22 protein-coding genes and 1 pseudogene are annotated in these 22,889 nt (G+C 69.9%); 13 read left to right on the top strand and 10 right to left on the bottom strand.

All coding sequences use genetic code 11. The annotated features are described in order from the left end of the window. From AC1DVZ_RS07435 to AC1DVZ_RS07425, 3 genes and pseudogenes are all read left to right on the top strand, one after another. The coding region (locus AC1DVZ_RS07435; RefSeq protein WP_477617546.1) for a universal stress protein at window positions 1–327 on the top strand (327 nt) is incomplete at its 5' end. 150 nt (window positions 328–477) lie between these two features. Then, window positions 478–615, top strand: a pseudogene (locus AC1DVZ_RS07430) (PEP/pyruvate-binding domain-containing protein); the annotation flags it as partial. 147 nt (window positions 616–762) lie between these two features. Beyond that, entirely contained in the window at window positions 763–2,136 is a 1,374-nt protein-coding gene (locus AC1DVZ_RS07425; protein ID WP_477617545.1) for an MBL fold metallo-hydrolase RNA specificity domain-containing protein, read from the top strand. Window positions 2,137–2,313: 177 nt separating this feature from the next. Here AC1DVZ_RS07425 and AC1DVZ_RS07420 read toward each other — a convergent pair whose 3' ends face one another. Continuing rightward, window positions 2,314–3,363, bottom strand: a complete 1,050-nt coding sequence (locus tag AC1DVZ_RS07420; RefSeq protein ID WP_477617544.1) for a zinc-dependent alcohol dehydrogenase family protein — start codon at window positions 3,361–3,363, stop codon at window positions 2,314–2,316. Window positions 3,364–3,573: 210 nt separating this feature from the next. Between AC1DVZ_RS07420 and AC1DVZ_RS07415 the strand changes: the two genes are divergently transcribed. From AC1DVZ_RS07415 to AC1DVZ_RS07400, 4 genes are all read left to right on the top strand, one after another. After that, entirely contained in the window at window positions 3,574–4,095 is a 522-nt protein-coding gene (locus AC1DVZ_RS07415; protein ID WP_477617543.1) for a dsRBD fold-containing protein, read from the top strand. Between the two features lie 17 nt (window positions 4,096–4,112). Further along, window positions 4,113–6,695 (top strand): cation-translocating P-type ATPase, encoded by a 2,583-nt coding sequence (locus AC1DVZ_RS07410; protein WP_477617542.1) that lies wholly within the window; start codon window positions 4,113–4,115, stop codon window positions 6,693–6,695. A gap of 109 nt (window positions 6,696–6,804) precedes the next feature. Next, the gene (locus tag AC1DVZ_RS07405) at window positions 6,805–7,785 is read left to right on the top strand and encodes a universal stress protein (protein ID WP_477617541.1); all 981 of its coding nucleotides are present in this window, start codon (window positions 6,805–6,807) and stop codon (window positions 7,783–7,785) included. Window positions 7,786–7,843: 58 nt separating this feature from the next. After that, a complete protein-coding gene (locus tag AC1DVZ_RS07400) occupies window positions 7,844–8,749 on the top strand; it encodes a universal stress protein (protein WP_477617540.1) in 906 nt (301 codons plus the stop codon). Window positions 8,750–8,801: 52 nt separating this feature from the next. Here AC1DVZ_RS07400 and AC1DVZ_RS07395 read toward each other — a convergent pair whose 3' ends face one another. Next, window positions 8,802–9,701, bottom strand: coding sequence for a universal stress protein (locus tag AC1DVZ_RS07395; protein ID WP_477617539.1), 900 nt, complete (start codon window positions 9,699–9,701; stop codon window positions 8,802–8,804). A 243-nt stretch (window positions 9,702–9,944) separates the two neighbouring features. Here AC1DVZ_RS07395 and AC1DVZ_RS07390 point away from each other — a divergent pair, with 243 nt between their 5' ends. Together AC1DVZ_RS07390 and AC1DVZ_RS07385 are read left to right on the top strand one after the other, a co-directional pair. Then, window positions 9,945–10,541, top strand: coding sequence for a hypothetical protein (locus AC1DVZ_RS07390; protein ID WP_477617538.1), 597 nt, complete (start codon window positions 9,945–9,947; stop codon window positions 10,539–10,541). 118 nt (window positions 10,542–10,659) lie between these two features. Then, a complete protein-coding gene (locus AC1DVZ_RS07385) occupies window positions 10,660–11,241 on the top strand; it encodes a flavodoxin family protein (protein ID WP_477617537.1) in 582 nt (193 codons plus the stop codon). 69 nt (window positions 11,242–11,310) lie between these two features. Here AC1DVZ_RS07385 and AC1DVZ_RS07380 read toward each other — a convergent pair whose 3' ends face one another. Beyond that, window positions 11,311–12,864 carry a bifunctional aminoglycoside phosphotransferase/ATP-binding protein gene (locus AC1DVZ_RS07380; RefSeq protein WP_477617536.1) on the bottom strand — a complete coding sequence of 518 codons (1,554 nt, stop codon included), beginning with the start codon at window positions 12,862–12,864 and terminating at the stop codon, window positions 11,311–11,313. A gap of 85 nt (window positions 12,865–12,949) precedes the next feature. On the opposite strand from AC1DVZ_RS07380, the gene AC1DVZ_RS07375 reads away from it, so the two are divergent. Together AC1DVZ_RS07375 and AC1DVZ_RS07370 are read left to right on the top strand one after the other, a co-directional pair. Then, entirely contained in the window at window positions 12,950–13,402 is a 453-nt protein-coding gene (locus AC1DVZ_RS07375) for a pyridoxamine 5'-phosphate oxidase family protein (RefSeq protein WP_477617535.1), read from the top strand. A gap of 74 nt (window positions 13,403–13,476) precedes the next feature. Further along, window positions 13,477–14,709 (top strand): acetyl-CoA hydrolase/transferase C-terminal domain-containing protein, encoded by a 1,233-nt coding sequence (locus AC1DVZ_RS07370; RefSeq protein WP_477617534.1) that lies wholly within the window; start codon window positions 13,477–13,479, stop codon window positions 14,707–14,709. 12 nt (window positions 14,710–14,721) lie between these two features. Here the strand turns inward: AC1DVZ_RS07370 and AC1DVZ_RS07365 are convergent, their stop codons facing one another. Beyond that, entirely contained in the window at window positions 14,722–15,534 is an 813-nt protein-coding gene (locus AC1DVZ_RS07365) for a universal stress protein (RefSeq protein ID WP_477617533.1), read from the bottom strand. 188 nt (window positions 15,535–15,722) lie between these two features. Here AC1DVZ_RS07365 and AC1DVZ_RS07360 point away from each other — a divergent pair, with 188 nt between their 5' ends. Further along, window positions 15,723–16,337, top strand: coding sequence for a CBS domain-containing protein (locus AC1DVZ_RS07360; protein WP_477617532.1), 615 nt, complete (start codon window positions 15,723–15,725; stop codon window positions 16,335–16,337). A gap of 5 nt (window positions 16,338–16,342) precedes the next feature. After that, window positions 16,343–17,170 (top strand): hypothetical protein, encoded by an 828-nt coding sequence (locus tag AC1DVZ_RS07355; protein ID WP_477617531.1) that lies wholly within the window; start codon window positions 16,343–16,345, stop codon window positions 17,168–17,170. Here AC1DVZ_RS07355 and AC1DVZ_RS07350 read toward each other — a convergent pair. The 6 genes from AC1DVZ_RS07350 to AC1DVZ_RS07325 all read right to left on the bottom strand — a co-directional run bounded on the left by AC1DVZ_RS07350 (window position 17,132) and on the right by AC1DVZ_RS07325 (window position 22,847). Further along, the gene (locus tag AC1DVZ_RS07350; RefSeq protein WP_477617530.1) at window positions 17,132–17,560 is read right to left on the bottom strand and encodes a pyridoxamine 5'-phosphate oxidase family protein; all 429 of its coding nucleotides are present in this window, start codon (window positions 17,558–17,560) and stop codon (window positions 17,132–17,134) included. The two genes, AC1DVZ_RS07355 and AC1DVZ_RS07350, sit on opposite strands and share 39 nt — an antisense overlap. Window positions 17,561–17,569: 9 nt before the next feature. Beyond that, on the bottom strand, window positions 17,570–18,451 hold the full coding sequence (locus AC1DVZ_RS07345; protein WP_477617529.1) for a universal stress protein: 882 nt from the start codon (window positions 18,449–18,451) through the stop codon (window positions 17,570–17,572). 95 nt (window positions 18,452–18,546) lie between these two features. Further along, complete coding sequence (locus AC1DVZ_RS07340; protein ID WP_477617528.1) at window positions 18,547–19,446, bottom strand: universal stress protein; 900 nt, start codon at window positions 19,444–19,446, stop codon at window positions 18,547–18,549. Window positions 19,447–19,597: 151 nt separating this feature from the next. Beyond that, window positions 19,598–20,308: a response regulator gene (locus AC1DVZ_RS07335; RefSeq protein WP_477617527.1), complete on the bottom strand. Its 711-nt coding sequence runs from the start codon at window positions 20,306–20,308 to the stop codon at window positions 19,598–19,600. Continuing rightward, window positions 20,309–21,259 (bottom strand): universal stress protein, encoded by a 951-nt coding sequence (locus tag AC1DVZ_RS07330; protein ID WP_477617526.1) that lies wholly within the window; start codon window positions 21,257–21,259, stop codon window positions 20,309–20,311. It abuts the gene before it with no gap. Between the two features lie 49 nt (window positions 21,260–21,308). Then, entirely contained in the window at window positions 21,309–22,847 is a 1,539-nt protein-coding gene (locus tag AC1DVZ_RS07325) for a GAF domain-containing sensor histidine kinase (RefSeq protein WP_477617525.1), read from the bottom strand. Window positions 22,848–22,889: the final 42 nt, after the last annotated feature.

Here is a 22,889-nt window from a genome sequence, read left to right as displayed (position 1 = left end):
GCTCACGGCTCTTTCTCGCCCGATGCTCAGGCCTTCGTCGAGAGCGCCAGGGCCGGAACGGAGCACACGAAGGCAGTGCGCGCCGACGCGGAGCAGACGGTCCGGCGCGCTGCTCGCCGAGCGCAGGAAACGTTCGCGAACCTGCCCATCGAGACCGAGGTCCTCTATGGGAGCGCGGGACACGTTCTCAGCCCGCTCAGTGCTCACGCTGGGCTCATCGTCGTCGGGACGCGAGGGCACGGCGGGTTCGCGGGTTTGCTGCTCGGCTCGGTGAGTCACACCGTCATCCACGACGCATCGTGTCCCGTTATGGTCGTGCGCGGCTGACCGTGGTGCGCAGGTCCTGGCGAGCGGTCATCGCCACCAACACCAGCGCAGGCACGGGCCGAAGGTCCCTTCTCGGCGGACGGGAGGCCGTCGAGCATGGGCAGCGTGACGACCCCTCTCGTGGTTCCCTTTGCTCGCGGCGACGCCTCGATGGTCGACCTCCTCGGGGGCAAGGGTGCCAACCTGGCGGAGATGACCAGGCTCGGGCTGCCGGTACCGCCCGGCTTCACGATCACGACCGAGGCCTGCCGCCAGTTCCTCGAGACCGGGGCGGTGGCCGAATCGCTCTTCGCGCAGTTCGGGCTCGACTACGTCTCCTGCTCACCACCACGCGTGCCGGTCGCTCGCCTGGAGGCGGGGCGCGCCGCAGTCCGCCCCAATGGACCGGACGACCCCGGCACACGGTGAGTCGTACAGACAAAACAGGAGAGCGCCATGACCACCACCCTCTCGTTCCTCGGTGCGGCCGGGACTGTCACCGGCAGCAAGTTCCTGGTTGAGGACGGACACTCAAGCCTGATGGTGGATTGCGGTCTGTACCAGGGGGATCGAAGCTGGCGCAGGCTCAACTGGGAACCCCCACAGTGGGCGGCAAGCACCCTCGCCGACGTCGTGGTGACGCATGCCCACCTCGACCACTGTGGCTACCTACCGGCTTTGGTTCGTAGCGGATATGGGGGCCCGGTCTGGGTCACAGACGGAACCGCTCAGCTCGGCGCAATCGTCTTGCGCGACAGCGCCCACTTGCAGGAGGAGGACGCCCTCCACGCGGCGACGGGCGGGTGGTCCCGTCACGACCCTCCTCTCCCCCTCTACACCCTGGCCGACGCGGAGAGGGCGATCGACCAGTTCCGTCCCCAGCCCTATGACATACCGTTCACAGTCACTTCCGGCGGCTCGGTGACCTTCGGCCGAGCAGGTCACATCCTCGGCTCTGCCACCGCCCTGGTGGAGGTTGGTGGCAGCAGCATCTTGTTCTCAGGGGACCTGGGCCGCCCCTCACATCCCCTCCTGCGCCCTCGTTCCACCCCACCCGCAGCGCGGACCGTGGTCATCGAGTCCACCTACGGGAACCGCAGCCACCCTCGGGGTGACGGGTCTCATGCCGTCCTCGCGGCGACCATCCGACGCACCATCGGCCGCGGCGGCTCGGTCGTCATCCCGGCATTCGCCGTCGACCGCACCGAGCTCGTTCTGCTCGCCCTGGCGCGACTGCGCGCGGCGGGATCGATCCCCGACGTTCCGGTGTATGTCGACAGTCCGATGGCCCTGCGCGCACTCGAGGTCTACAACCAGCCCGAGGCGGCCACGGAGCTGGCCGGCACGGGACTCGGTGAGCTCTCGGTCATCCACGACCTGAGGGCTGCACGGACCGCCGACGAGTCCAAGGCGCTCAACAACCCCGGACGGCCGTGCATCATCGTGTCCGCCTCGGGGATGGCCACCGGAGGACGCGTGGTCCACCACCTGCGCAACCTCCTCCCCCACCCGCGCAACTCGGTGATCCTGACGGGATACCAGGCGGTCGGCACCCGGGGCCGAGACCTCATGGAAGGTGCCCACGAGGTCAAGATCATGGGGCAGTACGTCAGGGTGCGCGCCGAGGTCGTCGCGGACGACGAGTTCTCCGTTCACGCCGACGCCGAAGAGCTGGTCGGTTGGCTGCAGGAGATACCCACGCCGCCGGCGACCGTGTACCTCGTCCACGGGGAACCCGACGCCAGTGCCGCCCTCGCCGCCCGCGTCCGGGAGGCGTTCGACTGTGCCGTCGTCGTGCCGCGGCTGGGCGAGCGTGTCCTCGCCGACTAGCAAGCCTGGGGCTCGACAACGGGCGCACAAAGTGGCGCTCACCGCCAGACGGCGTGATGCGCCCCCAAGGCGGACGCGGTATGCCGGCCGGTCACCTACCGGCATACCGTGTCCGCTCGGGTCGTCACCACACGAGTCCGGGACGGCGACCACGTGGACGCGGCGCCACGGCGTCGTTCAGCGCATGTCGAGGACTGCGACTCCTGTCAGCCTGCCTGACGCCACGTCATCCAGGGCCCGGTCCGCGTCGCCGAACGGGTAGCTGGTGACGTGGGCCGACAGCCCCAGAACCGTGGCGAGTCGCAGCAGCTCGTCCCCGTCGTCGCGGGTGTTTGCCGTGACCGAGGTCAGGTGCCTCTCGTAGAACAAGTGCCGCTGGTAGTCCAGGGCCGGGATGTCGCTGAGGTGGATCCCGGCGAGCACCAGGGTCCCGCCGCGCTCGAGGGCCTCGAGTCCGACCGGCACGAGCTCTCCGGCTGGGGCGAAGAGAATCGCCGCGTCAAGAGGAACCGGCGGCGAGGCGTCAGCCGCCCCTGCTGACATGGCGCCGAGCTCGAGCGCGAGCTGGCGGGCGCGCTCGCCGCGCGTCATGACATGGACCTCTGCCCACTGCCGGATCGCGATCTGGGCGGTGATGTGGGCGCTCGCGCCGAAGCCGTAGATGCCGAGCCGCCCGCCCCGCGGCAGCCCTGTGCGTCGCAGTGCGCGGAAGCCGATGATCCCGGCGCACAGCAGGGGTGCCGTCTGGAGGGGGTCCAGACTGCGCGGCACGTGATAGGCGTATGCCGCCGGGACGACGGCATGCGTCGCGTAACCACCGTCGGCGTCCCACCCCGTGAAGGTGGACCGCAGACACAGGTTCTCGGCCCCGTTCCGACACCATCGACAGTCCCCGCACGTGCCGCGGAGCCAGGCGATCCCTGCGCGTTCCCCGACGTGGAACCGCTGGACGTCGACACCGACTGCGACGACCGTCCCGACCACCTCGTGCCCCGGGATCACGCCGGGCCGGTGCACAGGGAGGTCGCCGTCGGCGACGTGGAGGTCGGTCCGGCACACCCCGCAGGCCTGCACGCGGACAAGCACCTCGTCGCGGGCCGGCACCGGGACGGGCCGCTCGGACAACCGGATGCGGGCACGCTGGCCCCAGGCGCCCGTGACCTCCCAGGCCGGCATATGAGTGGGAAGGCTTTCTCCCCTCGGACCTGTCGGTGCGCTTCCGCTCATGGCCTGCCCCTTCGCACGGTCGTGGCCGCCGGGCCACACCTTCCCTGCACCGTTCCACCCACGGCGTGCCGGCGACAGGGGCGATGGTCCCCTCGCTCCCACGACCATCGGCGGGCCGTCGGCGTTGCCCGGACACCGGGACCTTGGGCCCTCTCCTCCGACGCCCGGTGAGGGGAGTCTTGAGGGGCCCACCACCACGGGAGGAGAGCCATGAGAGCCAAGCCCGGCGATCGCATCATTCTCGCTGCACCGACCATCGACGGCCCGCTGCGGGACGGCGAGGTTCTCGAGACCCGCGGGGACGACGGCCAGCCACCCTTCCTGGTGCGCTGGAGCGACGGCCACGAGGGCCTGTTGTATCCGGGACCTGGTTCGGTCTTGCGGATAACGTCGGATCCCACCGCCAGCCCTGTGCCCCCGACCCCCCAGCAGCGCAAGGAACCCGGGACAGGGTCACATCCCCGTGTCCGGGACTGGCAGGTACGGGTGTCCGTCTTCGGCTCCGACGACGACGCCGAGGCCACTGCGGTGCTGCTCGCAGACTCACCGATCCACCTCAGCGCCCACGGGCACAGCCACCGCGGTGAGCGCGACCGGGTGGTCCCCGAGATCGGCGACGAGGTCGCGGTGGCGCGCGCGCTCCGGCGGCTTGCCGACCAGCTTCTCGAGACGGCAGCTGACGACATCGAGGGGATCACGGGCGAGCACGACGTGAACCTCCGGGCGCGCTGAGGACCGGGAGGACGCTGGTGCCCAGCTCCTCGTCGTCCACGACTGGTGCCTTCCCGGAGATGGCGACCGGATGCGCCGCGGCCGGCCACGACGGACGCGCCGTGGCCGGACCCGTCCTCGAAGGACTGTCCACGATCGAGGCGGCCGTCCGGCTTGCCCGGGCGGGGGCGAACGTCCTGCCCGGGTCTCCGCCCCCGGGGCTCGTGCGCCGCGTCCTGCGGAGCCTTCGGGACCCGCTGGTCGTCGTGCTCCTGTGCGCCCTGGCGCTGACCCTCCTGACGGGTGACATCAGGGATGCCGCGGTGATCGCCCTCGTCATCGTGGTCAACTCCACGATCGGTGTCCGGCAGGAGGTTCAGGCTGCCCGGGCCGTGGAAGCGTTGTCCGCGATGGTGTCCAGTCATGCGTGGGTGGTGCGGTCGGGCCAGCTGGCGCAGGTTCCAGTGGCAGAGGTGGTCCCCGGCGACCTCGTGCGGCTCCGGCAGGGTGACCTGGTGCCGGCCGACGCCGTGCTCGTGGAGGGCACGAGGGTCCAGGTGGACGAGTCGACCGTCACCGGGGAGGCGATGCCGGTCGACAGGGAGCCCGGCCCGGATCCCGGCCCGGACATCGCGCCCACCGGTGTCGTCGCGGACGACCCTGCCGGTGGGGCTGGACCTTCACCGCAGTTGTCCTCCGGGACCGTGGTCGTCCACGGTCGGGGTCTGGCACGGGTCGTGGCCACCGGCGCGGAGAGCTCGGTCGGCCGCATCGCGGCGCTGATGGTGGGGGCACCGCCCGCCACACCCCTCCAGCGACGGATGGCCAAGCTCTCCGCCCAGCTCGCCCTTGCCTCCATCGCCCTCAGCTGTGTCGTCCTGGTGCTGGGTCTTCTGCGACATGAGCCCCTCGAGGCGATGGTGTTGACCACGGTCGCCCTCGTCGTCGCGGCGGTACCCGAGTCCCTGCCACTGGTCGTGACCGTGAGCCTTGCGCTGGCGGCGCGGCGGATGGCCTCCCGTCATGCGGTGGTGCGAGACCTGGCTGCAGTGGAGACGCTGGGCTCGGTCACCCTGCTGGCGACGGACAAGACGGGAACCCTGACCCGCGGAAGCATGACGGTGCGCGAGACGTGGCTCGCTCCGGACGTGGCCGACGAACTGCTGGTCGTCGGGCTCGCACTGTGCAGCGACGCCGCGCTCGACACCGAGACCGGGCGTGCCCATGCAGACCCCACCGAGGAGGCGCTCCTTAGAACGGTCGCGGCATCGGACGTCGACGTGGCGGCCCTGAGATCGGCGTACCCCCGCATCGACGAGGTCCCGTTCGACAGCGTCCGCAAGCGGATGAGCACCAGCCACCGCACGCCCGAGGGGACCCTGGTGACCTGGCACAAGGGAGCCCCTGAGGCGATGCTTGCCCCGGGCTGGCTGCAGGACTCGGACTCGGTGCTCCAGCTGGCACGCCGCCAGTCGGAGACGTGGGCCGGACACGGTATGCGCGTCATCGCCGTTGCCGAGCACCGTGACCCGGATCAGACCACTGAATCTGGACCGCGGCTGGTGGGCCTCGTGGGACTCGAGGACCCGGTGCGCGAGACCTCTCGCGACACCATCGCCGCGTGTCGACGTGCCGGCATCCGGGTGGTCCTGGTGACTGGTGACCACCCTTCGACAGCCAGCGCGATCGCCGACCAGGTGGGCATCGGCGACGGTCGATCGGCGACGAGTCTCGCGGACGGGGCCACCATCGTGGACGAGCGCCTCGCAGAGCAGGCGGGCGTCGTGGCGCGCGCCACGCCCGGCGACAAGCATGCCCTCGTGCGCGCCTTCCAAGCTGCCGGCCACGTGGTCGCCAWGACCGGGGACGGGGTCAACGACGCACCCGCCCTGCGGCAGGCGGACATCGGAGTGGTGATGGGGATCCGGGGCACAGAAGTCGCTCGACAAGCGGCGGACCTCGTCCTGACCGACGACGAACTGGGCACCGTGGTCGTCGCGATCGACGAGGGCCGCAGGGTCTACGCCAACATCCGGCGCTTCCTCACCTATGGGCTGTCCGGCGGCGGTTCGGAGGTTTTCATCATGCTGCTCGGGCCGCTCCTCGGCACCCCCCTCCCACTCCTGCCGGCACAGATTCTCTGGTTGAACCTGCTCACGCACAGCTTTGCCGGTGCCGGCCTCGCTGCCCAGCCGGCCGACCCGTCGGCGCTGGGCAAGGGCCCTCGCAGCCCGGGAGAAGGGCCACTGTCACGAGGACTGGGTTGGCGCACCCTCCTCATCGCCCTCTTCCTGGCCAGTGCCGGCCTGGCCGCGATGGCACTCAGTCCACCGGCTGCGCTGCAGACTGCAGCCCTGCTGACACTGGGGGCCAGCCAGCTGGGGGTGGCGTGGGGCCTGCGCACACCCCGACGGACAGGCGGGGTACGGGAAGTGCTCTCCGACCCGTTGCTGCCGCTCGTGCTCGTGGCGGGTGGCATGCTCGTATCGGCCACCCTGCTCGCGCCGATCCGAGAGCTTCTGGGCACCGTGTCGGTCGGCACCTCGACCTGGCTGGTGGTCGCCGCGGCAGGCGCCGCAGCCCACGCGTTCACCCGACTCCTCCGCGCCCGTTCCGTCTGATGCGCGGTTGGGGGTGGCAGCCCCCGGCGGCACGGGACCAAGTGCCCTGTGCCGGACTGCACTGCGTGCGGATTCTGGGTGGACCACGTCCACACACCAGGGAGATGTCATGACAACCCGCCCCGAAAGCCATCGACCGGTCGTCGTCGGCGTCGACGGCTCGCCCCACGCAGCACTGGCACTCGACTGGGCCGCGGCGGAGGCGAGCCTGCGCGGCGCCCCGTTGGAGGTGCTCCAGGCGTACTCGCCGGACTACCCCGCTGTTCGGTCCGCAGGACCCGGCGAGCCGTCACCAGCGCAACCGGCTGACGCCCTCCGTGCGGCCGCGCAGGCACACTGCGCGCTGGCCGTGGAGCGCGCCCGCGACGCCCACCCCACCCTGGTCGTGAAAGGCACGTCCGTGGCGGACGACCCCGGGGCTGCACTCGTCGACGCGTCGAGCACTGCGGACCTGGTGGTGATGGGCGCTCGCGGGCTCGGGAAGGTCCGCGGGCTGCTCATGGGATCGGTCTCGGCCTACGTGACGTCCCGCGCCCAGTGCCMGGTTGTCGTGATCCGTGAGGCCGTCAGCCGGTCACTGTCCGACCTGCGGGTAGTGGTCGGCGTCGACGGCTCCCCGGATGCTGCAGCTGCCCTCCGGTTCGCTTTCGAGGCCGCCGCCCGTCGCAGGACAGGACTCACGGTCGTGCACACCTGGGACGTCGACCTCGACGACACGGCGGCCGCCCTCGCATGGTCCGTCGACTGGCAAGAGGCCGACGAGCAGGAACGCGCCGTGGTCGCGGAGGCCTTGGCGGGGTATGCCGAGGAGTTCCCCACGGTCGAAGTCCGACGACACGTCGTCCGGGGCCACCCCGTGGCGGAGCTCGTACGCCAGAGCGAGAACGCTGCCCTGCTCGTGCTGGGCCGCCGAGGACGCGGACCGGTCAAGGGCCTGGTCCTGGGGTCGGCGTCCCAAGCGGTCCTGCAGCACGCCCACTGCCCAGTCGTGGTTCTCCCCTCGTCCGGGGTCGCCCAGGACGACCGTCCCGGGAAGTCGGAACGGCACGAGTTCCACCTCCCTGTACCGCCGGTGCGTGAGCGCCTCTGAAGCAGTGCCCCGGCATCCAGCACCGTCGATGCAGGTGAAGGACCACACAGGAGGAGTCATGACCGAGGCCACGATCCAGCGTGGTGCCGTCGTCGTCGGGGTGGAGGGCAGCGACAGCGACGAGCAGTCACTGCGGGCTGCCATCGCCCAGGCACGCCGTCACCGGCGGCCGCTGCACGTCCTTCACGCCACCACCGTCGGAATCGTCCCTTGGACCCCCGAACGCCTGGACCGGCAGCGCGCCATCACTGCGACCTGCCTCGAGCGCGCGCGGGCCCTCGGCCCTGACGTGGACGTCGGCGCGACGACTGTCGTCGACGACCAGTCCGCCGCCCTCGTCGCAGCCAGTCGAACGGCCTCGCTGGTCGTCATGGGTGCTGGTCGACTCGGGAGGGTTGGCAGCGTCGTGCTCGGGGCGACGACGGGGAAGGTGGCGAGCCACGCGCAGTGTCCCGTCATGGTCGTCCCCGACGCCTCGACGGCCACCGAGACACGCGGAGGGGACGCCCCACCGCTGGTGGTTGGCGTCGATGACGATGAGCACTCGCGTCCCGCGCTGGACTGGGCGTTTGCCGAAGCATCAGCTCGGCATGCACCGCTGGTGGCGTTGCACGCGTGGTGGTGGGAAGAACCGGGTCCCCTTTCGTCGGGGATCGCCATTGATGACGGGTGGCAGGCCGTCGCCGATTCCCAACGCCTCACCATGAGTGAGATGTTGGCTGGTTGGCGGGAAAGGTTCCCCGACGTCGAGGTCCGTTCGGAGTTCACCCGAGGCGAGACCACCGCCGTTCTGGAGGAGGCCTCCGGCGATGCCCAGTTGCTCGTCGTGGGAACGCGAGGCAGGGGTGGTTTCACCGGACTGCTGTTGGGATCGGTGAGCGCTGGTGCGCTTCACCACTCGCGCTGTCCCGTCGTCGTCGTTCCTTCGATGCCGATGGACCCGTCGCTCGCTCACTCGACGTGATACCCAGACCCACCGAGCGTTTCGCACGTTCGCCATGGTGCGGGTCCGAAGCTCAGCTAACTGATGGAACCACGGCCACCGGGCAGGCGGCTCGACCCAGGGCATCCCGCACGACCTGACCCCACCCCTGCCCCAATGCCCCTGCGCCGGAGCTCGAATCGGAATCCTCCCGGGCCCCGAGCACCAGCAGCCCCGCGCGGCGCGAGGCGCGCTCCAGCGCCGTCGCCGCGTCCGCGCGCTCGACCCGGGTCTGGATCGCCACGGCCGGGTAGTGCCGGCGGAGATGGTCCTCGCTGGCGCCGGCCACAGCGGCAGCCCGCGCCAACACATCGCGCACCCGCTGCGCGGGAGTGTCGAAGCCGTGAGTCCCGTGCGGCCACTCTCGGGCCGGCGGCAGCGACCAGGCCACCACCACCGTCAGGGGGACGCCTCGGATCTGGGCCGTGTATGCCGCGAAGTCGAGGGCCGTCCGCGAGCTCGGGTCGCCGGTCACACCCACCGCGACCGGTAGCACACAACGCTCAGGCCCCACGGCTCCCCGGGCGACGACGACAGGGCAGTGCGCCTTGTCCGCCAGGACCATCGAGGTGGAGCCGACGGCGCTGGAGACAGGCGCATCCTGGCTGCGCTGCCCGACGACCACCAAGGCAGCATGCTCTGACTCCCCGGCCAGGACACCGGCCGGGTGCCCGGCGATGCACGTTGCCGTCATCGGCGCGTCACCCATGAGTCTGCGGGCCAGCCGGATCCCGTCGTCAAGGACCTGATTTTGGTTGGGGCGATCCTCTTGGGCGGACGGACGACGCGGCGACATGGTGCCGGCATACGGCGTGACCTGGACGATCCGGAGCTCCAGGCCACGCTCGGCCGCCTCGCGGGCAGCCCAGGTCAAGGCCGCCAGGGCGCGCCCTGAGCCGTCGTAGCCGACCACCACCGGGCTGGTGCGCAGCATCAGGTTCCTCTCCTTGGCGGGGTTTCGAGCCTGTCCTCCAACTTTGCGGTGCGGGGGGCCTACCGACCCGGGGCCTTGGTCCTGACTCATGACGGGCCGGGCGAGGCAGCAGCAAGTCCCCGTCGCAGGTCCCGGTCGCCGGTCCCCAAAGGCGGGCCCTTCGTCCCTGTCCGGTCCCCCTCGCCCGCAGGAAGGTGGACTTGCCAGCACAAAGTCACTGTCACAGACCAAGGAGGCATCGCCATGAGCACCACCCTTCGCCACCGTCATCACGTCGGCGAGGCGCAGACCACCCACGAGGTGGCCCCGGAAGCCGCTGGCAACAGGGCTTTTCGCTATGTCGCCGCAGTCACCCGCCTATCTCTCGGCTGGGTGTTCCTGTGGGCGTTCCTCGACAAGTTGCTCGCCCTCGGCTTCTCCACCGGGCGCAACCCCGAGACCGATGTCGTCGACGCCTTCGGGCCAGCAGCCTGGATCCACGAAGGTTCCCCGACCCTGGGCTTCCTCAAGTTCGGGACCAAAGGGCCGCTGGCAGACTTCTACCAGAGCTTTGCCGGTGACTCCTGGGCCAACTGGCTGTTCATGCTGGGTCTGGCCGGCATCGGGCTGGCGCTGATCCTGGGCATCGGTATGCGCGTCGCGGCAGCATCGGGCGCGGCCATGCTCGTCATGATGTGGAGTGCAGCGCTCCCGCCCGAGAACAACCCGTTCATGGACGACCACCTCGTCTACGCCCTCGTGCTGGTCCTGCTCGCAACGGCAGGAGCAGGCCGCACGCTCGGCCTCGGCCGGTGGTGGGAACGGCTGGCGCTCGTCCGCCGCCACCCTGTCCTCAAGTAGGTCCGATGCGACCTCGTCGACGAGGACCGGCGCGATGCCACCACGGCGCGTGCCGGTCCTCGTTGGTGCTGCCCCATCCGGCGGCCAGGCAACCCCGCCTCGAAGGAAGTTGAATCCCATGCCCTCAGTCGGCGGTCCCCGCACCGAAGCTCGGCCACGCGCCTTGGTGGTCTTCGAGTCCATGTTCGGAAACACCAGGGCGGTGGCCGAGGTCGTGGCACTCGCGCTCTCGCGCGACTTCGAGGTCGACCTCACCGAGTGCGGAAACGCACCCTGCCCCATTCCCGATGACGTCGCCCTGTTGGTGGTCGGTGCGCCGACCCATGCCTTCGGCCTCAGCCGCGAGAACACTCGCGACAGCGCTCGGCAGCAGGCGCCCGCAGGCAGCCACCCATCGGAGTCGGGACTCCGCGACTGGCTGGGTTGCCTCCGGCGCGACGGTCGTTCGGCCGGCCACCCTGGCCTCGTCGCCGCGGCGTTCGACACCAAGGTGGCCCATCCGCGGCTCCCCGGTTCCGCCGCCGCCGCGGCAACAAGGAAGCTCCGGCGCCTCGGCGTGAGTGTCGTCGTGGACCCCAGGACCTTCTACGTCGAAGGCATGCAGGGTCCGCTGGTCGCTGGTGAGAGCGACGCGTCGCTGGAGTGGGGTCGCGCCGTGGGCGGCTCCTGCCTTGCCTCCAGGAACGCCACGTCCAGCTGACGGCCAGCCGGTCCGTCCCGAAGCCCTGGACGCGGTCAAGAGCCCAGGACACGGTCGAAGCACTGCTGGTCAAAGCACCTGTTGCCAGGCCGCCTCGATGGTCTCCAGCGCGCGGTKGACGCTCTCGTCGACAGTGGCGGACGTGCTGATCCGCACCGCAGATGGCCAGGACTCGCGTTCGGCCGCGAGCCTCGCCCCCACAGAGAGGTCGGCATCGCTGTATCGATTCGGGACGCGACCTCGCTCCAGCAACCGGGAGGCGAGGACCTGGCTCGAAGCAGTGCACTCCAGCTCGACGAGTGGGGTGTGGAGGTCAGTCGCGATGCGGCGGAACAGCTCTCGCTGGTCGACCGTGGAGAACGAAGCGTCGAGGACAACGGTCTCATCATGGGCGACGATGTACCTCGCCTTGGACGCAAGCGCCTGGTACACGGCGGCCGTGTGGGCAGCGGAGTAGATGCCCTGCCCGAAGCCTTCCGGGTGGTGGTCCTCCGGGTCCAGACCCGCGAGTTCCTTCCGGGTCCGGTCGGCGGACAGCACTGCTGCCCGAAGCCTCGAGCACAGCTGCTCTCCCACTGTTGACTTGCCGGCAGCAGGTGCTCCCCCCACCAGGACCAGGCGTGGCAGTCCGGTACGCAGGTGACGCAGTCCCAAGCCTGCGAGCGCCTTCGCTTCGAGCGCGGCCTCGTCCCTGACCCTGTCCGACGTCGTGCTCTCACGAATAGCCGCCACCATGGAGCGCATCACGGCTCGATACGCCACGTAGTGGTTGGACAGCGACGCCGGTTCGACTGCGCCGGAGAACTCGTGGTAGTCGCGCACCAGCCGCTCGCCGACCTCTCGGGCCCCCAGCCGTTCGAGGTCCATCACCAGGCTGGCGACGTCGTCCACGACATCCATCCAGCGCAGGCGGTCGTCGAAGTCCAGGCAGTCCAGCACGCGAGGCCCCTCGGGGACCAAGAAGATGTCGTCGGCCAGGAGGTCGCCGTGGCCGTCGCGGATCCAGCCCGCTCGTACCCGCTCCTCGAGCAGGGCTGTGCGTCCAGTGATGTAGGCAGACGACAGGGCGTCGACCTCGTCGATGACCTCGTCCGACACCCGGCACGGAGCCAGTGCGCGCAAACCGGCGATGTTGGACCGCCACCGTTCCGCAAGGGCGAGCGGGCTTCCCGCAGTGCTGATCTCGGCGTTCGACCTGGCTGTCGCGTGGAAGCCGGCAATCTGCTTGGCCAGCTGGCGCAGCGGGGCCGAGACGTCGCTGCCCTCTCGGACCAAGGTCGCGAGGCGGCGCTCGTCGGGCATCCGCCGCATCACCAGAATGCTGTCCCGAGCCTTGCCCAGGCCATCGGCGACGTCGAGCACCTCCAGGTAGACGTCGGGCGTCATCCGACCGTTCAGGGYGAGTTCCCGGTGGCAGGCCGCACTGCGCCTAGCCGGTGTACTGAAGTCGAGGAAGCCGAGGTCCACGGGCTTCTTGACCTTGTAGGCACGGTCGCCGCACAGGAGGACCACCGCTGAGTGTGTCTCCCGCACCTCCGCCCCGGCGCCCCATGGAGCGGCTGGTGAGAGGTGCGCCATGGCAGACTCGCGGGCCTCGGGGATTCCCTCCGCCGACGATGTCATGAGTTCAGTGTCGCGGTGACCACAGGCACCTGAAAGGGACCTTGGACTCTGTGGCCTCCACCTGGTTCGGCCCACGATATGTGTCATGGACACCAACCAGGGGTCGTCGACACCAGGGCCTGAATCCCAAGCTCTCCGCGAAACCACCCCAGCGGAGTCGTGGGCACTGCTTCGTGAGGGCATCGTGGGCCGTTTGGCCGTCATCTACGACGGCGCACCCGAGATCTTCCCCGTCAACTACGCCGTCGACCATGGCACGGTGGTCATCCGCACGGCGGGGGGCACCAAGCACGAGGCGGCGCGCAAGCGACGGGTGGCCTTCGAGGTCGACGGCTACGACCTCGATGCCGGGGAGGCCTGGAGCGTGGTCCTCAAGGGCCGAGCCGTCGAGGTCCACGACGTGGACGAGGCGATCGAGGTGATGAGCCTGCCGCTGTTGCCCTGGGCTCGTGGGTCAAAGCCGCACCTCCTTCGCGTTGTCCCCGACTCCGTCACCGGCCGACGATTCCCGGTCGTCGGGGGCGCGAGACGGGCGTGATCTCGTCGAACCGCAGGCCGGTGGCAGGCCTCCTTGGCCGCCTGGCGCAGACGTGCGATCGCCCGCTGCGCATCGTGGCCAGCGGGAACGCCGCTGCTCCGTGGACGCTGCTCCAGCTGCTCGACGACTGCGTAGAACGGTTCGAGCTGTTCATGCTCAATGCACCTTCCGGCATACCCACGCGACCGGGGGTCACTCACGTGACCCCCTTCGTCGGCACCGGGATGCGCAACACCTCAGGACTCTCCTACCTCCCCGCGCGCCTGTCCCACGTCCCGACGCTCCTGGCCACGCGATTCGTGCCGGACGTCGTACTCGTGACCGTGTCGGCACCGGTCTCAGGTCGGTGGTCGTTGGGAGCGGAGGTCAACATCCTGCCAGCGGCGATGACGACGTGCCGTGCGGCCGGCGGGGTTGTGCTCGGCGAGTCGCGAGACGACATACCGTTCACCCACGGCGACGCCGAGCTGCACGGCGACGAGCTCGATGCCCTCGTGACCGCCCCCGCGCCCCCGCGTACTCAACCCACGGCCTCACGCATGCAGTCGGACATCGTGAGCATCGGCGCGCAGGTCGCAGCCCGGGTCGAGTCAGGGTCGACCCTCCAGCTGGGGATCGGCGCAATCCCCGATGCCGTCGTCCCCCGATTGGCCACTCGTCGCCGCCTCGGGGTGTGGAGCGAGATGGTTTCGGATGGAGTACTGGAACTGGACCGTGCCGGCGCACTCGACCGCGACCGCGACGTCGTGGCCTCCTTCGCCGCGGGGAGCCCGCGACTGATGGCTTGGCTGCACGAGAACCCGCGCATCCAGATGCTGCGCACCGAGACCGTGAACGACCCCGGACTCATTGCCGCCAATCCCCGGATGACGAGCATCAACACTGCGCTGGCGGTCGACCTCTTCGACCAGGCCAACGGGAGCCACATCGGATCGCGGCTCTACTCGGGTTTCAGAGGGCAGTGCGACTTCGTGGTCGGCGCGATGAGCTCCCCCGGCGGGCAGGCCTTGATGGCCCTGCGCTCGTGGCATCCGCGCGCCGACGCCTCTGCCATCGTGGGCCTGCTCGAAGGACCAGTGACCTCGTTCCAGCACTCGGCCGTCATCACCGAGCAGGGAACCGCCGAGATCATGGGATGGGACGCCCAAGCCCAGGCCAGACACTTGATCGAGCATGCGGCCCACCCGTCGGTGCGCCCCGAACTCTGGGAGGACGCCGCTGTTCTCGGCCTCGCCGAGCAGCCGGCCCTGGGGACCTTGACGGAGCCATCGGGCAGCCAGGCACGAAGCGGCTCACTGCGGCCATAGAGAGGCCAACGCTCAGGCCGTGGCCTCTGGCACGACCACAACAGGGCACGCCGCATTCTGGAGCACCCGCCGGACCGTGGGTGAGCCGATGAAGTCGGGGCGGGGCCGTGGGTGGCGGGACCCCAACACGATGAGCACAGCGTCAGCGGCCGCGGTCAGCACCGCGGCTGGAGGTGGTCGACGGATCGACACCCGACTGACCTGCACGTCTGGATACTTCTCGCTCCATCCGGCCAAGGACTCTGCCATCGCCGCCTCCTCGTTCCCGATCAGGGTCTGCCACCTGTCGGCCGGTGTGAGCGCGCCACTGAGCCCGATGCGGTCATTGGCGTGCCAGGCATGTACGGCGGTGAGGCGAACACCACGCAGGTCAGCCTGCGCAAAAGCAAACCCGATCGCGTCGTGGGAACCGGAGCGTTCGTCGACACCAACCACGACGCGGCGGGGCTGGTCAGCCGTTTCCGGCGTGCGGATCACCGCAACCGGGCAGCATGACGACGCGGCCACGGACAGTGCGGTAGACCCGAGCGACCCGGGACGAAAGCCGGACTTCCCGTGGGATCCGACGCAGACGATGGCAGCTGACCGCGACGCGCCGATGAGAGCCGACTCCCCGGAACCGTCCACCACCTCCGTCGTCACCCGCATCGTGGGATCCAGGGTGAGTACCCGTTCCTTCGCCGACTCGATGATGGCGCTGGCACGGTCCCGGTCGGTGCGCCGTCCGTGCGCATGGATCAGGTGCACCCCGCGTCCTTCGAGCCGTGCTGTCTCGACCGCCCAGTCGAGCGCGACCAACGACTGCTCCGAGCCGTCCGTGCCCACGACGACCGCACCTCTGGGCCCTGTGTGCCTCACCATGTCCTCGCCTCTCGTCAACGTGCCTTTCGCACCAAGCCTCGCGTCGGGGGGACAGGACGCACAGGGCCCTTGGTCCCGCGCGGGACCAAGGGCCCTGTGCGTCGCGGCGCGACTGCCGCAGGCTGGGCATATCGACAACGAAGGGATGGACGATGTTGGTCTCTGACGTCATGACCGCGCCGGCCCTGAGCGTTCGCCGTGGCGCGCCCCTGTCTGACGCCATCAGGCTGCTCGGGAGTGCGGGCATCAGCGCTCTACCCGTGGTGGACGATGAACGGCGCGTCGTGGGGGTGGTCTCCGAGGCAGACGTCCTGCGGGAGCCCCTTCCGCTTGACCCTCGGGCCCACCTTCGACCCACCGAGGAGACCGTCTCCCACGACCGGATCGTCGACGAGGTCATGACGGTGGACCCGGTGTGCGTCACGAGGCAGGCAGACTGCGCAGAGGTGGCACTGACACTGGCCGACACCGGCTGGAAGAGCATGCCCGTCGTCGAGGACGGGCGGCTGGTGGGCGTGGTGAGCCGAAGCGACATCCTGCGCTCCTTGTCGGTCCCGGATGCGGCTCTCAGCCTCGCCGTGCACGCCGCCTTCGCGGCGGCAGGGCACCCGGAGTGGGTCGCGGTTGTTCGGTCAGGACACGTGACTGTCGCTCCCCCGCCACATGACCTGGCGGAGGCGGCCATCGGGACAGCGTCCACCGTGCCCGGGGTCCGCAGCGTGCAGCTCGGGCCGTGGAGCCAGGACCCCGACCGCGAGATGGGGTAGGAGCGATGAAGGCGACTCGCGTGGTGGCGTGGGTGCCGACCGACCCGTCCGTCCGGGTGATGGCGAGGGCCACGGCCGAGGCGGCCGCGCGCGGTGCCCACCTGCACGTCGTGTCACCCGCCCCTCCCGTGCCCCAGTGGTCGTCGTGGCGCGCCGCTGCGCAAAGCCTCGGCGTGACAGCCAGGTGGACCGTGGTCGCGGACGAGCCACAGAGCGGGGGTATGCCGGCCTCCCTGCTGGCGGAGACGGCGCGGGCTTGCCTCGTGGTCACCGATGCCGGGTCCCTGCGCTGCGGGACCAGGGCGTCGCCGGACTGCTGGTCGCTCACGCGACAGGCCGACGTCTACGTGGTCGCCGGGGGCGACGGCGGCGTGCGCTCACGGACGCGCGACCCAGCCGTCGTGGTCGGTGTCCCCGACGTCCCGGACGCCGGGGACCTTCTGGCGGTGGCTCGCCGCGAGGCCGAGCTCCGCCACCGCCCGCTCATCCTCGTCCATGCCCAGCCCGCCGCCCTGGCCGGCCGGGAACACAGCCTGGAACACCGGTGGTTGGGCATGCTTGCCGTCGCCGGGCCGCCCACAGCCCCACCCGTGGGTACCCGAGTCGTGGTCACGCGTCGTTCAGTCCTGGAGGCACTGCGCGACCACGTGGACAGCGAGGACGTCCTGGTCCTGGGCGTGCACGCCCCCGACCGGGCGTCCGAGGATCGTCTCGATGCCTTGCTCGAGGCACCCCCTTGCGACCTCCTGCTCACGTGCACTGCCCTCTCGGTGGACGCGGACAGCCACCTGCGGCTAGTGGGCGAGCACCTCGCGGCCGGAGATCTGGTCTGACCTGACCCGGATCCATACGGCAACGGCGGCGTCGCCGACCTGCCAGGACCCGTCGTTCAACCCGTCGAGCTCCGCCGCGAGCGCGTCGTCGTCCACCACGGAGGCCGTGCCCGACACGGTGACGCTCCAGCCCGTGGCAACCGCCGCGTCGTAGCCGTCCACCTCGAAGCCCATGGGGTCGTGGTCGGCTGCGGCCTCGATCTTGGAACCCCCGCTGGTGCGGAAGTAGACATCCATGCCGCGCACGACATGATGGACCGGCAGCATCACAATCTCGCCGTCACGGGTGAACGCGACTCTCCCGACGGGTACTGAGCGGATTCGCTCGAGGCACTCATCGGTGCCCATGACCCGCAGACCGCTGTGGTCGGTGGGGACGTCGGTGGCCATCGTGTCCTCCTACTTCTGGGTGTGCACGACAGCCAGTGGGCAAGGGCGGTCGTGGTGGAGCAGGCCCTGGCTCACCGAGCCGAGCATCAGGCCGGCAAAACCGCCGTGTCCCCGGCTGCCGACGACGATGAGCTGGGCTCCGTCGGCAGCCGCGACCACGGCCTCGACGGGCGTCTGGCGGGCGCAGACCCTGTGGACGTCCACGTCCGGGTACTTCTCCACCCACCCGCTGAGCGCGTGATCGAGCAGCTGCTGCGCCCCGGTGCGCACCTGGTCGATCTGGTCCTCGCTGAGCCAGGGGACGCCAATCCGGTCAGGGGTGTCGACCCACCAGGCGTGCACCGCAGTCAGCGGAGCCCGGAGGGCAGAGGCCCGCTCGAAGGCGAAGCCGACGACCGCATCGTTGGCCGGCGACCCGTCGACCGCCACGACGATGGGATCGGTGTTCGAGCAGCCGAACTCACGGTCGACCACGACGACCGGGCAGGCGGCATGCGCCACCACCTGGGCGGAGGTCGAGCCGGCGATGGCTTCACCGATCGCGGTGTGGTGGCGGCGGCCCACGACCACGAGGTCGGCGCTTCGAGATGCCTCCACGAGGGTTCCGGCAGGGGAACCGAGCGCGGAGTCGACGGTCACGGTTGCTCCCGGTGCGTGCGCGGCAGCAAAGCTGCGGGCCTCGGAAACGAGCTCCCCGGTGAGGTCAGCCGGCCACGGTGTCGCGGCCCCGAAGCCGGGTGCGGCGTTGTAGATGACCCCGCGGGCGACGACCATGTGAAGGGGTGCGTCGAGGCGCGCCGCCTCCTCACGTGCCCAGTCGAATGCGGCGCTACCCGTTCCGAAACTGTCGTAGCCGACGACGACGGGGCGGCGTGAGACCTCGGTGCCCATTGTGTCCTCCAAGGGTTGCTGTTGGCGTCCTAGGGCCAGCGTTGCAGCGTKGGCGATGCGAGCCACAGGGTCATAGGTCCCGGCGTCCCCTTGTCTCAGACGGGTCCCGCCACCGCAGCCACCCCGGCCACGAGCCTGTCGTCACGCGCCTGCGCAGGCACCAGGAGGACATCGCAGGCAGCAGCCTCGATGATCCTCTGGGTGAGGGAGCCCGGAACTGGACCCTGCACCCTGCCCGAACCCCGGTTGCCGAGGACAAGCAATGAGGTTGGTGGGCATGCCTGCAACAACGCCTCAAACACCGGCGCCACGGTGACCAGGACCGTGAGCTTCGTCAGAGCCGCCGGCACGTCCTCGAGGGCCGTCGCGCAGTCCTGCGTCGCCCGGGCGACGGCAGCCCCGACGCGCGGCTGTCGCGGGAGGACCGCCCACACAACCACGAGGGCTGCTTCGCGCCTGACTGCCTCCTTCATCGCATAGGCGAAAGCGTTACGTGACCACGACTGGGCATCGAGACCTACCACGACGACGGCATGTTCTGCGTCGCTGCTCACAGGTCCGTCGGGCGCTGCCAGCAACAGCGGCGCGGCCGCGGCATGAGCGAGCTGCAGGCTCGTCGACCCCAGGGAGAAGGCGCGTTGGCCGCCCCTGCCGTGCCCGCCGAGCACGAGCAGTTCGGTGGCGGTCAACAGGGCGGCCAAGTCTGGTGCGTCCAGCGGGAGGACGAGGGCACGAGCACGCACTGCGGGGTCGGTCTCACGAGCCCAGTCCAGGCCCCTGCCCGCCGTTACTGCGGCCGTGGAGACGGCATCCTGCTCGCTGCGAGCCATCTCTCCGAGGCGGTCGGATCGCAGCTCGCTCGGGACCGGGACAGCCAGGATGATGAGCTCCTCATCCCGCCGCACTGCTTCGCGGGTCGCGGTGCAGACGGCCCGGTGGCTGTGCCAGGAACCATCACAACCGACAACGATGGACCTGGGCGTCTGCTCTGGCATGGAGTACCACCACCCTCGCTGCCGGCCCACGATGGTCGTGACCGGCTCCACGCCAGCATGACGGTCCTGCCTCGACGTCACAGGGGCATTTGGTCCCGGAGTCTGCGCACCGTGGTGCGGTGGGGGCTCGATCCCCCGGGTTGACGCCTGCTCACACCGACGACGAGTGGCCCTGGGGCGTCGGTCCCCCCGCGCGAGACGCCTGGCTGGCGACGTAGACGGCCGCCTGGGTCCGGCTTTCCAGGCCCATTTTGGCCAAGACCGACGTCACGTAGTTCTTCACGGTCTTCTCGGCCAGGGACATCGTCTCGCCGATCTGTCGGTTGGTGAGACCCTCGGCGATGTGCTGGAGGATCCGACGCTCCTGTGGGGAGAGGCCGGTCAGTCGGGGATCTTCGACGTCGTGACCCCACTGGGCACGCAGCCGGGTCACCACGGCGCTGTCCAACAGGGTCTCCCCCGCCGCGACTCGACGGATGGACGCCACCAGGTCGTTGCCCTTGATGTCCTTGAGCAGGTAACCCACCGCTCCGGCCAGAACGGCCGACCTCAGGGCGTTGTCGTCGTCATAGGACGTCAGGATGATTCCTGCCACCGACGGGTCGATGGATCGCACGTCGCGACACACGTCGATGCCGGACCCGTCAGGCAGGCGAGCGTCGAGGACCATGACGTGGGGTCGCAGGGCGGGGATACGTCGAGTGGCTTCGCCTGCGCTGGCCGACTCACCCACCACCTCGATGTCCTCCTCGACCTCGAGCAGCTCCCGAAGGCCGCGACGGACCACCTCGTGGTCGTCCAGCAAGTAGACACGAATCACCGTCGTCAGTCCCTCCTCGTCGTTCACCAGCGTAGGCCCCATCTACAGCGAACCGTCGCGCATCACGGCGACCGGAAGGTCCGCCTGCCGCAGGATGGCTCGACTCACGGAGCCCAACATCAGTCCCGCGAACCCGCCATGGCCCCGCGAGCCGACGACGAGGAGCCCCGCATTCGCTGACTCAGCGAGCAGCGCTTCGGCGGGTCGACCTTCCGGCGTCCGAGGAATGGTCACGACGTGGGGGTGTCGTTCGTTCGCCTGCGAGACCGCCTCCCTGACACACGCCGCTGCCCCCTCGTACTCGGCGGCCAGGCGGTCCGCGGCCCGAGCGGGATCCGCCCAGAGGTCTCCCATCCACGGCTCGTGCTCCGGGCTCGACCAAGCGGAGACGACAACGAGGTCCGCACTGGTGGCGTATGCCATCGAGGCCCCGAACTCGAGGGCGCGCAACGACGCCCGCGACGAGTCGACTCCCACGACAACCGGGTGATCAGGGCCCAAAGGTCGCGGCTCGACCCCCTGCACGACCACGACCGGGCACCGCGCGTGGGCGCTCAACGCGAAGGAGACCGAACCCAGGCTCTCCACAGGGCCGGTCTGCTTGCGTCGTCCCACGACCACGAAGGCCGCCGACTCCGAGTGCATCACTAGCTCAGCTGCCGGGCTGCCGACCGCGCCCTGGCTGTGGACCGCCAAGTGGGGATGGTCCCGGCAGACAAGGTCTGCCCCCCGCCGCGCCACCTTGGCCGCCCTGTGTTGCATGGCCGACGTGCTCGGCAACATGTTCCCGGATGCCCAAGGCAGGAGAGCGGGAGGGTTCGCGGCATACACAACCCTGAGCTGCAACCCGCGGGCATCGGCCTGCGATGCGGCCCAGCGCAGCGCGTTGGTCGCCTCGGGAGACTCGTCGTAGCCGACGACGGCAACGGCGCGCCCTGCACCTGCACCCAGGTCGCGCCGAATCGTGCCCGCCTCTGTGTGGGAGTCGTCCATGCCCCCACCCTCGTGTGCTGAGCCGTGTGGTGGCAGGGCCCAAAGTCCCTCAGTCCTCGACGGGTCTCTCGGCGAGGGGGACCCGCCAGGTGAGATGCGTTCCCGTGGACGCACCAGACTCCAGCGAAAGGGACCCCCCACGCTTCTGCGCGCGTCGCGCCAAGTTGTCGAGACCGGACCGCACCAGGTCCGCCGGGATCCCGCGCCCGTCATCAGCGACGCTGACCGTGACTTCGCTGTCGACGTGAACGGCGACGTGGACGGCCGACGCCGCTGCGTGCCTGGCGACATTGCTCAGTGACTCCCGCAAGACGGCCAGGAGGTCCGCGGCCAAGGGCTCGGGCACGGTGTCGGTGCGGCCGGACAGCCGCAGCTCTGGAGGGAAGCCAAGGGTCACCGAGGCATCGCGGCAGATCGTCGAGATCTCGGTGGTCAGCACCCGCGCACCCGGCGCTCGGTGCAGGGCAAAGATGGTGTGCCGGATGTCCCTGATCGCTGCGTCCAGCTCGTCGACGGCAACATCGATCTTGGCGCGTGCGCTCTCGTCGCTCGTCCGGGCCGCGGACTGCAGGGACATTCCCGTGGCGAAGAGGCGTTGGATCACGTGGTCATGCATGTCACGAGCGATCCGGTCACGGTCCTCGTAGAGCTCGGACCGGGCCCGCTCGCTCTGGGCACTGGCCGCCCCCAGCGAGACGGCCAGCCCCTGTGCGAAGTTGGCCAGGACGGGGAGCTGGTCCGAGTGCTGCTCGTGCGACCAGTCCAGCAACAGGATCCCCATCGGCCGGTCCCCCAGGGCCAGCGGCACCAGCGCCCTGGTTCCCTCCTCTCCGAAGGCGGTGCTCCGGGCCTCCAGGAGCATGGCGGCGCGGACCTCGGGATCGCGGACCGGGCTGCCCGGCGAAGGCCGGTCGGGAGCGGCGGAAGTTCCCGCACTCGCGGCGTCTGAGCTCGCCGAGGCGACGACGAGCAGGTCGGCTTCCTGCTGCAGCGCGATGGTGCACGTCTGGGCGTCGGTCAGCTCGCACACACGCCGCGCAACGTCGGCGAGTACCTCTTGCTGCGCCTGTCCAGCGAGGAGTGACTGGGTGGCGTTGCGGATCACCTCACCCCAGAGCTGCTGCGACCTGGTTCGGTCGTAGAGGCGCGCATTCTCGATAGCCACACCTGCCGCAGCAGCCAGAGCCACGAGAATGGCCTCGTCGTCCTCGCTGAACTCCTTGGCGGACCTCTTGTCCGTGAGGTAGAGGTTGCCGAAGACCTGGTCGCGGATACGCACGGGAGCACCGAGGAAGCTGGTCATGGGCGGGTGGTTCTTCGGGAAGCCGTAGGAGTCGGGATGCTGCGCGATGTCTGGCACCCGCTGCGGCTGCGGGCTCGTGATGATCAGGCCCAACAGACCGTGGCCACGCGGCAGCGTCCCGATGGCGGAGCGTTCCTCGTCCGTGAGGCYCTGGGTGACGAACTCGACCAGTTCCTCCCCGCTCGGACCGAGCACCCCCAACGCTCCGTACGTCGCGTCGACCAGCTCGCAGGCAGACACCACTATGCGGTGCAAGACCTCGGCGAGGTCAAGGTTGGAGCTCACGGCGACCACCGCGTCGAGCAACKACCCCAGCCTTTCCTGGGA

It is taken from the genome of Pedococcus sp. P2_E5 (assembly GCF_056403895.1).
The sequence above is the reverse complement of the archived record's forward strand: the minus strand, read 5'-3'. Positions and strand labels throughout refer to the sequence as shown.